Origin of the sequence: Mycobacterium sp., from assembly GCF_032162605.1 — a bacterium.
In the GTDB taxonomy this organism is placed as follows: domain Bacteria; phylum Actinomycetota; class Actinomycetes; order Mycobacteriales; family Mycobacteriaceae; genus Mycobacterium.
In genome coordinates, this window is record NZ_JAVROT010000345.1 from 1 (window position 1) to 10,760 (window position 10,760).

The following is a 10,760-nucleotide window of genomic DNA, read 5'->3' on the forward strand; positions in this document are numbered from 1 at the left end:
TGCAGGAGCTGGAATCCGGGCGCGGGTCGGCCGTCACCGGCGGCGGTTCCCTGTTGCCGATGGCCGACGTGATCCGGATGGCCTCACACGCCCATCACTATCTGGCGGTGTTCGACGAGCACACCGCCGAGGCGTGTTGAGCTTGTCCGGGCAGTTGAGGTTGATGACGACGACGTCGGGACGCGGACGAGTCAGTTCGAGATGCGACATGGCGAGGACATTGTGCGCACTATGCGCCGCGATCTACGGCTTACTGCGCCATCCGGTGATCCCGACGATGATCAGCCGGAGCTGTTTGACGGCGGTGTGGCGGATCTCGTCGAGTGCGGTCGCATCGGCTGCGTCCTCGATGGCTTCGGCGATCGAGATCATCGAGTTGACGAACAAACTGGCCAGGATGTTGAGGTCCTCGGCGCTCCAGTCGTTCAGACCGGGGAACCGGGTCAGGTCGATCGCCAGTTCGGAGGTGATCAGCCGGATCTCGGTGCGGATCGCGTATCGCAGCACCGTCACACCGCTGTTGCGTTCGCGTCCGATGAAGCGCCAGTGCTCGCGGCGCTCGTTGACGCCGGCGATGAGGATGTCGACCGTTGATTCGATGACCCGGTTCGGGTCGAGCCTGCCCGCGCGGGCACCGCGCAGCATGTCCCGCAGCGCGCGGAACGATTCGTCGATCAGCACCAGGCCGAGTGCTTCCATCGAGTCGAAGTGCCGGTAGAACGCCGCGGGCACGATCCCGGCCTCGCGGGTCACTTCGCGCAGGCTCAGCGCGCTGAAGCTGCGTTCCTCGAGGAGCCGCAGTGCCGCCGCCACGATAGCCCGCCTAGTTGCTGCCTTGCGTTCCTCGCGGGACGGGGTGCCGCGGGAAGAACGAGAGGATCCCGAGCGTCCCGAGCGGGACGTCCGTGAACTGGGCGTACGTTCGTTCACTGTGTGAAACCTACCACAACCTGCCCCGATCGATTGACGGTCAGCACAAACGGGCGCACGGTATACACATGTTCACTCAAATCAAGGCGCTGAGCCTGCGGGACAGAGTGCTGCGGTCACCGCTGGTCGATCTGCTCACCGGTCCGCACGGCGTCGATCGCTACACGGAGCTCGTCGAGCCCACCTGGACGCTGGGCGACTCCCGCGCAAAGGTCGTTGCGGTCCGCAGGCAGACGCCCCGGAGCGTCACCCTCACTCTTGAACCCAACGCGGCCTTCGCGGCCGGGCCCGCGCGGCGGGCAGGCCAATACGTCAACCTCACCGTCGAGGTCGGCGGGCGCAGGCAGACCCGATGCTATTCGCCTGCCAACGCCGAGGGCGACCGGCTCATCGAGCTGACCGTCGGCGTGCACGACGGCGGCCGCGACGAAGCCAGCGTCTCCAGGCACCTCCACCGCAACGCCCGCGTCGGCATGGTCGTCGGACTCGACGGTGTCGGCGGCGACTTCCTGCTCCCCGCAGTCAGGCCGCGGCGCGTCCTCTTCATCGCCGGCGGCAGCGGCATCACCCCGGTGATGTCGATGCTGCGGACCATGAGAGACGAAGGTTCCGACCGCGAGATCGCCTTCGTCCACTACGCCAGGACTCCGCAGGAGGCGTGCTACCGCGACGAACTCATGGCCATGCCCGGCGTGCGCGTCCTCCACGGGTACTCCCGCGCTGCCGACGCCGGTCAGCTGCAGGGCCACTTCGACGCCGACCACCTCGCTGCGGCGATGCCCGACGCCGACACGGTGTTCGTGTGCGGACCGCAGACCTTGGTCGACGCGATCAAGGTGCACTACCCAGACGCGCGGTCGGAGAGCTTCGTCCCGCCGGCGTTCGCCGTTCCGACCCAGGCGTCGGGCGGCACGGTGGCGTTCGCCGACAGCGGTGTCGACGTCATCGACGACGGGCGCTCACTCCTGGAGCAGGCCGAGGCGGCCGGGTTGTCGCCGCAGAGCGGATGCCGGATGGGCATCTGCCACACCTGCACCCGCCGCAAGACCAGCGGCGCGGTCAAGAACCTCATCACGGGCGCCGTCTCGACGGCCGACGAGGAGGACGTGCAGATCTGCGTGTCCGCACCCGTCGGTGACGTCGAACTGGCGCTCTAGTAACCCGAAAACAACTCGAAAGGACCAGTCATGACTGCCATGCTCGAGAAGACCGCCGACGAAATCACCGAAGAGACCGCCGAGGAGATCATCGGCGGGTCCAAGAACATTCAGCAGGCCATCAGCAAGCTGGTCGGTGGCAAGTCCGTCACCATGACGCCCGAGATGGCCGAGGACTTCGGCCGCGAACTCGACGCGTTGCGCGAGCGCGTGGTCGCCGACCTCGGCGAGCGCGACGCCACCTACATCCGCCGGGTCATCAAGGCGCAGCGCGCCCTCGAGGTGGGCGGACGCGGGCTGCTCTTCGCAGGTATTCTCCCGCCGGCATGGATCGCGGGGACCGCCATGCTCGCGGCCTCGAAGATCCTGGACAACATGGAGATCGGCCACAACGTCATGCACGGCCAGTACGATTGGATGGGCGATCCGGCACTCACCAGTCGCAGCTTCGAGTGGGACTCGGCCTGCCCGAGCGACCAGTGGCGGCACTCGCACAACTACCTGCACCACACCCACACGAACATCGTGGGAATGGACCGCGACATCGGTTACGGCATCCTGCGGATGAGTGAGGACCAGCGGTGGAAGCCCTACTTCCTGGGCAACCCGGTGTACGCCTTCCTGCTGATGGTGTTGTTCCAGTACGGCGTCGCGCTGCACGAGCTCGAGACCGAGCGCATCACGTCCGGTCAGATCTCGATCGCGGACAAGCGCGAGATCCTGGCCGGCATCTGGAGGAAGGTCAAGCGTCAGACCGCCAAGGACTACGTCGCCTTCCCCTTGCTCGCCGGTCCGTTCGCGCCATGGGTGTTCACCGGGAACATGACCGCCAACCTGATCCGCAACGTCTGGTCCTACGCGATCATCTTCTGCGGTCACTTCCCCGATGGCACACAGGAGTTCAGCGTCGAGGAGACCGAGAACGAGAGTCGCGGCATGTGGTACTTCCGCCAGATTCTCGGTTCGGCCAACCTCACCGGATTATCCCCCCGTCGCTCCGCTCGCCCCGATTCGGCAAATCTCTTCCACCTCATGAGCGGCAACCTGTCGTTCCAGATCGAGCACCACCTCTTCCCCGACATCCCGGCCTTCCGGCACGCGGAGATCTCGGTAGAGGTCCAGGAGATCTGTGAGCGCTACGGCATTCCCTACAACAAGGGCCCGCTGCCCCAGCAGTTCGCCACCGTGGTGCGCAAGATCTGCAGGCTGGCGCTGCCCTGGCGCTAATCCTGTTCGCGCGAGACTGCGGTTTCTGACGGATTGGCCGCCGAAATTCGTCAGAAACCGTAGTCTCGGCGCACCTCAGGTCTGGCAGACGGGGCACCAGTACATGACGCGATCGCCGCTGCCGTCCATCTCAATTGTCGTTCCACACCGCCGACACGGGCGCCCGACGCGGCCGTACACCCACAGGTCGTTGCCGGGGCGGGTGTTCCCGGTGGTGGTCCGATTCACTCGGGATCGGTTCAGCCACAGCATGTCCCTGGCACGCTGCACGATCCGCAGTGGATCCTTGACGGTGCTCACCGGCGAAGTGGGTAGGCGTCCCGATACGAAACCGAGTTCGTTGGCATAGACGTTCCCGACCCCCGCCATCACCCGCTGGTCCAGTAGCGTGTCGGCCAGCGGCCGGTTCGGATCCGCCATCAGGTTCGCCGCCGCAGTCCGCGGTTCCCAATCGTCGCCAAGCAGGTCGGGGCCCAGATGGGCGACGACGTCCATGTCATGATCCCGCTTCAGAATCTCCAGCACGCCGAGGTCGACGCCCGCGGCCCGAGAGTCGGCGGTTTCCAGGATGATCCGCACTCCGTGGGCGGGCACGCGGCGGATCTGGCCATCCACCAGCCAGACGCCGTCCATCTTGAGGTGCGAGTGGATGCTCGCGTCGCCCGCCCGGATGAACAGGTGCTTGCCGCGGCTGAGCACCTCGTCGACCACCTGACCCGTCAGATCCACGGTGGCGAACTTCGGCACCCGCACGTCGCAACGCGTGAGCGTCCTGCCGACCAGTGCCCCCCGCAGCTTGTCCGCCGCGCGGAAGACGGTGTCACCTTCTGGCATGACGTAAACGTACCCGCAGCGGTATTTGTCACACGCGGATGTCGGTGGTGAGGTCCCGATAGCCGAAACGTATTCCTGCGATGTTAAATCGGAAACACTCAACTCCTGTAATTGGCACAAGCCGAACTTCCCGGCCTAGCGGCAGCGTCGCCGAGCCGCCCAAGAACTCTCAGCCAATGACCAAAATTGGAGCCCCACCTGTGTCGCATCCTCCGGGCGGGTGGCGGGTCGCCTGGTGACGCCGTGCGGCTACGGCCGACGTCGAGGGTTCCTGGCAGCCGGGTCACCATGGCAGACAATGGAATTCGAGCAGCACTCGCAGTGCCGACGATCTCGCCGAGTTGTCGACGCTGGTGGCCCGGATGGCGCCACGGGCGGCCAAGGACGTCAGCATGGCCGGTGTCGTCGGCACCGTCGGCATGCTCGCCGAGGCGAGCGGGACGGGCGCCGAGATGGGCGCGTGGGTGACCTGCTTCCCCGGCTACGGCATGCTCACCGCCGATCGTCCGGGGGTCCTGCCACCCGCGGCACCCGCCGCCGTGGTCACCGACGAGTGCGGCAGGCGCGGCGGGTCCAATGACCGTGTGCGTGGGGTATGCCGAGGAGGTGGCTCACTACCGGCTGCCGATCAGGGCCAACGAAAGTTCCCACAGCCGTCCGGCATTCGACGGGTCGAGTGCGTAGGGAGCGACGCCACCCGTGCCGGGGCCGCCGCGGTGGTCGACGACGCTGGCTTCGTTGCAGTTCTCGAAGTAGCGGCCACCGATGCCGTCCAGCAGGGGAGAAGCCGCCAAGAGTGTCGACGTCGCAGCACCCTGCTCGACGGTCTTGAAGTCCGATCCGCCCGCGCGAAAGGCCTTCAGCGCCTGCTCGGCGTACTCCGTTGGGAGATGGCGCTGAAGAGGCGTGGCAATGCCGCCGGGCATCAGCGCATTGGCGACGATGCCTTCAGCTGACCAGCGACGGGTGGCCTCGACCGCGAACAGCACGTTGGCGGTCTTCGACTGACCGTAGGCGCCGAACGGGTCATAGTCACGGAACGCGAAGTCGATGTCGTCGAACACGACGGGCGAGCGCAGGTGACCACCGGAGCTGACGGAGACGATGCGGGCTCCGCCCGCCGCGGCGAGCGCGTCGTACAGGCCGACAGCCAGCGCGAAATGGCCCAGATGATTTGTCGCGAATTGCATTTCGTGGCCACCGGCCGACATGGTCAGTTCCTGGATCGCCATCACGCCCGCGTTGTTGACCAGGATGTGCAGCGGTCCCCGCCATGCGTCGGTGAACGCCGAGATGCTGGCAAGGTCACTGAGGTCCAGCGCTCCCACCCTGACCCGGCCACCGATGTCCGCGGCGACGCGATTGCCGGCAGTGGTGTCGCGGACTGCCATGGTCACCTCAGCGCCCGCGTCGGCAAGGGCCCGTGCGGTCTCGACCCCGATGCCCGACGAGGCTCCGGTGACGATCGCGCGCTTACCCGTCAGGTCCACGCCTGCGATCACCTCCGCGGCGGTGGAGTCGAATCCGAACGGGGTGCTGAAGAGGTGGTCGCTCACGACTCATGAGAACACGAACGCCTCTGAACGTGTTCCCCATCACGCGGGAATGGCATGCAGCCGCTTCGCGGCCTTTTCGTGCCGATGCTGACGTTCGACGACCGCGAAGTAGAACGCGTAGGCGAATGCGCAACTCGCGAAGAGGCTGGTTACGAAGAACAGCCATGGCCGCCGAATGCCGCGCCGGTACCCGTCGACGATGGTGAACAGCGGTAGCAGGACGACGTTGATGATGGTGTAGTCCTGACTGGCTGAGGCCGCCGCCGGGTTGACGTAGCCGAGTTGGATGAACTGCTGCCAACTGCCGGGACCCCAGATCGGGTTGCCGCCCTCGACCGCGTACTGGTCCACGAACTGGTGGTTGAAGTAGTAACCGAGCGCGATCGACGCGATGCCGATCACGTAGTAGACGATCTCCAGCACGGAGAAGGCCGGCCCACCCGCTGGGCGGGCGAAGACCTGCCCGTTGGCGCGGACGATCCAGGCGATGACGAGGATGCCGAGGACGGCGTGAACGATGAGCGAGACCATGGCCCGATTATGGAGCGCGGTTACCGAAGTTTTGTCACTTTTGCCATTCCGGGGAGTGGTGACGGCTCGTAAAACCCGCTGATCTTCACGCCCGAGAAGGCGTTCATCGCAGGCGTAGTCCCCGGGGCGTGCGCGCGAATCCGCTCGCGGTCAGGGCGTCGCGGACGACCGCGAGCCGGTCGTCGGGGGCGGGATCGAGGACGGAACCGCCGTTGACCTTCTCCACCAACAGGGACTGCAATAGTCGACCGGCAACCAGCTCCGCCAATGCGGCCCCGGCGGCCCGGTTGGCCTCGGCGTCGTCGGAGTACGACAGCAACGACCGGCCCCCCCGTTCGAGGAACCACGCCAGCTCGCCGTCGACCAGCACCACCAGCGCCCCGGCCTTGCGTCCCGGGCGGTGCGCCCCGTCGCCGGGCCACGGCAGGGCGGCCCCGTAGGGATTCGCCGGATCGGTCGCCGCGAGCACGACCGCCTGGTACGCGCGACGCTCCTGGTCGACGTCGTCGAGATAGGTCCGCAGCCGGTCCACCGTCGAGGCGACCGCGAATTGCGCACCGCCGAGGGATTCGACGAAGTACCCGCGTTGGCAGCGCCCGGCGTCTTCCAGGGCGGAGAGCACCTTGTAGAGCATCGCGAATCCGCCTGGCACGCCCTCAGCGGACCCCTTGGTCAGCACGCCGTAGCGGTTCAGCAGCAGCTCCGCCTGAAAGTGGGCCCGGATCGTCGAGTCCGGTTCGGCGGGCAGCAGCGCTGACCACCGGCCCGCCACCGTCGGCTCGGAGGTTCGCGTCTGGGCGTGCGCAACGCTGTAGCGACTCAACCGTGGCGGGCGCTGTCGCTGGCGATGCGAACCGCCACGGCGGCCCGAGCCTGCCAGCAGCGCGCGCACGGGAGCGAACGTGTCGCCGGTCACCCAGCCGGCCCAGATCAGTTCCCACAGTGCGGTTTTGAACTGTTCGGGATCAGTCGGCCCGTCTGCACCGAGTTGGCGGAAGAAGTATGCGCCGCCATGACCAAGCGTGTCGAGGATGGTGCGGTGGGTGTCGGTGAACTCGATCTCGGCGGTTGCGCCGAGCGTCAACTGCGCGGAATCGGCCGAATGGAGGGTGATCCAGCCGTCGTTGGTGCCGATCTGGCCCGCACCGGACCAGGTGACCTCACCGGAGGCGAGCAATTCGTCCAGCATTGCGGGCTGGTAGTCACGGACGCGCTGGCCGAACATCAACGGCTCGATTGCCGAGGCCGGAAGCGGCACTCCCGCAAGTTGATCGATGACGCTAGCCAGTCCGTCGATGCCCGACACCTTCGACGAGCCCAGCTGTTGCCACGCAGGCAGGAATCTCGCGTAGGCCGCGGTGCTCACGGGTTCGACCTGCGCCCGCAGCGCGGCCAGCGACCGACGACGCAGGATCTTAAGAACGTCTGCGTCACACCATTGTTCGGAGTCGGTGAACTCTCCGCGCACCAGCTTGCCGTCGACCGCCATGCGGCCCAGCACGTCCGCGGTGACCCGCACCCCGAGCCCGAAGCGGGCGGCGGCCTCTCCGGTGGTGAACGGACCGTGGGTGCGCGCGTAGCGGCCGAGCAGTTCGCCGAGGGGATCGGCCACGGAGCCGGTGAAGCTTGCGGGGACGCCGACCGGCACGGCGATGCCGACGCCGTCGCGCAGCAGCCCCATGTCTTCGATCGCGACCCACCACGTCTGACCGGCGAAGGTGACCGTCAACGCGCGCCGCGCCGCCCGCAGGCCGTCCACCCAGCCGCCGACGTCGTCCGCGGTGGACCGCTGCGCGATCTCGTCCTCAGTGAGCGGGCCGAGCAGACGCAGCAGGTCCGAGACCGCCTCGGCGTCGCGCGCCGCGCGGTCGGGGGCGAGGTGCTGGAGCGCCGCGACGGTGGACTCGATCACCTGCGGGTCGAGCAGCTCGCGCAGTTCGACACGGCCCAGCAGTTCGGCGAGCAGCACGCTGTCCAGCGACAGTGCGGCCGCCCTGCGCTCGGCCAGCGGGCTGTCACCCTCGTACATGAACGCGCCGACGTAGCCGAACAGCAGTGACGCAGCGAACGGCGACGGTGTCGCCGTCTCGACCTCGAGCAGCCGGATTTGTCGTTGCGCAATGCGATTCATCACGTCGCACAGAGTCGGTACGTCGTAGACGTCCTGCAGGCATTCGCGAACGGTCTCGAGCACGATGGGGAAGTCCGGATACTTGCGTGCCACGTCGAGGAGTTGGGCGGCGCGTTGGCGCTGATGCCACAGCGGCGACCGCTTGCCGGGATGCCTGCGCGGGAGCAGCAGTGCTCTAGCCGCGCACTCGCGGAACCGCGACGCAAACAACGCCGATCCACCGACTTCGTCGGTGACGATGGGGTCGATCTCGTCGGCGTCGAATACGAACAGCTCCGCGCCGGGCGGGGCGTTGTCGGTGTCGGGAAGCCGAAGAATGATCCCGTCGTCGGACGCGGTCGGCTTCTCGTCGATCCCGTAGCGCTCACGGAGCCTGCGCGCGACGGCGAGCGCCAGCGGGCCGTGGACGCGCAGGCCGTAGGGGGAGTGCAGGATGACGCGCCAGTCGCCGAGTTCGTCGTGGAAGCGCTCGACGATGAATGTGGTGTCGGTGGGCACGGTGCCGGTGGCCTGCCGTTGCTCGTCGAGCAACTGCCACAGGTTGTTCACCGCGTAGTCGTTGAAACCCATTGCGGCGCATTGCTCGTTGAACTCCGCACGCGCCATGCCCGACAACCGGCCCGTGAAGGCGCCGATGGCGGCGCCCAGCTCGGCCGGTCTTCCGACTCCGTCTCCGCGCCAGAACGGCAGCCTGGCGGGCTGGCCCGGAGCGGGGACGACGAGTACCCGGTCGTGGGTGATCTCTGTGATGCGCCAACTGGTGGCCCCGAGCGAGATGACGTCGCCCGGCCTCGACTCGTAGACCATCTCCTCATCGAGTTCGCCGACGCGCGAAGGCTTCTCGGACTCGGCGCTCGAGGCGAGGTACACGGTGAACAGGCCTCGGTCGGGGATTGCGCCGCCAGAGGTGACGGCGAGGCGTTGCGCCCCCGGCCGGGCGGTCAACACGCCTGCGTCACGGTCGTACACCAGCCGCGGCCGCAGCTCGGCGAACTCGGTGGACGGGTACTTGCCGGAGAGCAGGTCCAGCGTCGCCTCGAAGGCGCTGCGGGGAAGCGTCGCGAACGGAGCGCTGCGTCGCACGGCCTCGAACCACCGGTCGGCGTCAAGGGGTTCCAGCGCAGCCGCGGCGACGGTGTGCTGGGCAAGCACGTCGAGCGGGTTGGCCGGCACTCGCATGGTCTCGATCTCACCCGCCAGCATGCGCTGGACGGTCACCGCACAGTCGATGAGATCGGTGCGGTGCTTGGGGAACAGCACGCCGCGGGAGATTTCACCGACCTGGTGCCCGGCGCGCCCGATGCGTTGCAACCCACTGGCCACCGACGGCGGCGCCTCGACCTGAATGACGAGGTCCACCGAACCCATGTCGATGCCCAACTCCAGGCTGGACGTCGCGACGACGGCCTTGAGTCGCCCGCTCTTGAGATCCTCCTCGACGAGGGCGCGCTGCTCCTTGCTGATCGAGCCGTGGTGTGCCTTGGCCAGTAGTGTTTCGGCACCGTAGCTCTGGCCGCTGCCCATGATGTGGGCGGGCGAGCCGCCACCGACCTTCGGATTGTGTTCCACTCCGAGATCATTCGCGGTGCGTTCGGCGTGGATTTCGTTGAGTCGCGCGGTGAGTCGCTCGGCCAGGCGCCGCGAGTTGGTGAAGACGATCGTCGACTCGTGGGACTCGATCAGGTCGACGATGCGGCCTTCCACGTCGGGCCAGATCGAGTTCTCCACCAGGTTGGCCATGTCCGGCACGGGCACCTCGACCGACAGGTCGAACGTCTTGCCCGCCCGCGGCGCGACGATGGTCGTCGGTGCCGCACCCGCCAGGAATCGCGCGACCTCCTCGGGCGGACGCACGGTCGCCGAGAGCCCGATCCGTTGCGCGGGCTTGGCCAGCAGCTGATCGAGACGCTCCAGGGACAGTGCCAGGTGAGCGCCGCGTTTGGTGTCGGCGACGGCGTGTACCTCGTCGACGATCACGGTCTGTACGTCGGCGAGGGTCTCCCTGGCTGCCGACGTCAACATCAGGAACAGTGACTCGGGCGTGGTGATCAGGATGTCGGGTGGCCTGGTGATCAGCTCCCGCCGACGGGCGGGCGGGGTGTCGCCGGAGCGGACGCCGACGCTGATGTCCGGCACTGCGACGCCCTGCCGTTCCGCGACGCGGGTGATCCCCGTCAACGGTGTGCTGAGGTTGCGCTCGACGTCGACGGCCAGCGCCTTGAGCGGCGAGATGTAGAGCACGCGGGTGCCCGGCTTGGCCGAGGCCGACGCCGGCTTGGGACCCGCGGTGGCCAGCCGGTCGATGGTCCACAGGAAAGCCGCCAGGGTCTTGCCGGAGCCCGTCGGCGCGATGACGAGAGTGTTGTGCCCGCCGGCGATCGCTGCCCACGCCTC

8 protein-coding genes and 1 pseudogene are annotated in these 10,760 nt (G+C 67.4%); 3 read left to right on the forward strand and 6 right to left on the reverse strand.

Features of this window, described 5'->3' with window-relative positions; genetic code table 11:
- Window positions 1–119: pseudogene (locus QOI01_RS19500) on the forward strand (DUF222 domain-containing protein); the annotation flags it as partial.
- Between the two features lie 124 nt (window positions 120–243).
- Here the strand turns inward: QOI01_RS19500 and QOI01_RS19505 are convergent.
- The gene (locus tag QOI01_RS19505) at window positions 244–930 is read right to left on the reverse strand and encodes a TetR/AcrR family transcriptional regulator (protein WP_526383803.1); all 687 of its coding nucleotides are present in this window, start codon (window positions 928–930) and stop codon (window positions 244–246) included.
- 68 nt (window positions 931–998) lie between these two features.
- On the opposite strand from QOI01_RS19505, the gene QOI01_RS19510 reads away from it, so the two are divergent.
- Window positions 999–2,087, forward strand: a complete 1,089-nt coding sequence (locus tag QOI01_RS19510; protein ID WP_526383805.1) for a ferredoxin reductase — start codon at window positions 999–1,001, stop codon at window positions 2,085–2,087.
- 30 nt (window positions 2,088–2,117) lie between these two features.
- Entirely contained in the window at window positions 2,118–3,314 is a 1,197-nt protein-coding gene (locus QOI01_RS19515; RefSeq protein ID WP_526383807.1) for a fatty acid desaturase family protein, read from the forward strand.
- Window positions 3,315–3,389: 75 nt separating this feature from the next.
- On the opposite strand, the gene nei2 is transcribed toward QOI01_RS19515, so the two are convergent.
- The 5 genes from nei2 to QOI01_RS19540 all read right to left on the reverse strand — a co-directional run.
- A complete protein-coding gene (gene nei2, locus QOI01_RS19520) occupies window positions 3,390–4,148 on the reverse strand; it encodes an endonuclease VIII Nei2 (protein ID WP_526383809.1) in 759 nt (252 codons plus the stop codon).
- Window positions 4,149–4,431: 283 nt separating this feature from the next.
- Window positions 4,432–4,560 carry a hypothetical protein gene (locus QOI01_RS19525; protein WP_526383811.1) on the reverse strand — a complete coding sequence of 43 codons (129 nt, stop codon included), beginning with the start codon at window positions 4,558–4,560 and terminating at the stop codon, window positions 4,432–4,434.
- Between the two features lie 202 nt (window positions 4,561–4,762).
- Window positions 4,763–5,704: an SDR family NAD(P)-dependent oxidoreductase gene (locus tag QOI01_RS19530; protein WP_526383812.1), complete on the reverse strand. Its 942-nt coding sequence runs from the start codon at window positions 5,702–5,704 to the stop codon at window positions 4,763–4,765.
- Between the two features lie 39 nt (window positions 5,705–5,743).
- Window positions 5,744–6,235 carry a DUF2834 domain-containing protein gene (locus QOI01_RS19535; protein ID WP_526383814.1) on the reverse strand — a complete coding sequence of 164 codons (492 nt, stop codon included), beginning with the start codon at window positions 6,233–6,235 and terminating at the stop codon, window positions 5,744–5,746.
- Between the two features lie 103 nt (window positions 6,236–6,338).
- The coding region (locus tag QOI01_RS19540; RefSeq protein ID WP_526383816.1) for an ATP-dependent helicase at window positions 6,339–10,760 on the reverse strand (4,422 nt) is incomplete at its 5' end.

Coding starts and splice junctions, on each gene's coding strand:
- QOI01_RS19515 (WP_526383807.1), top strand. CDS start 2,118: ATGACTGCCATGCTCGAGAAGACCGCCGACGAAATCACCGAAGAGACC.
- QOI01_RS19510 (WP_526383805.1), top strand. CDS start 999: ATGTTCACTCAAATCAAGGCGCTGAGCCTGCGGGACAGAGTGCTGCGG.
- QOI01_RS19535 (WP_526383814.1), bottom strand. CDS start 6,235: ATGGTCTCGCTCATCGTTCACGCCGTCCTCGGCATCCTCGTCATCGCC.
- nei2 (WP_526383809.1), bottom strand. CDS start 4,148: ATGCCAGAAGGTGACACCGTCTTCCGCGCGGCGGACAAGCTGCGGGGG.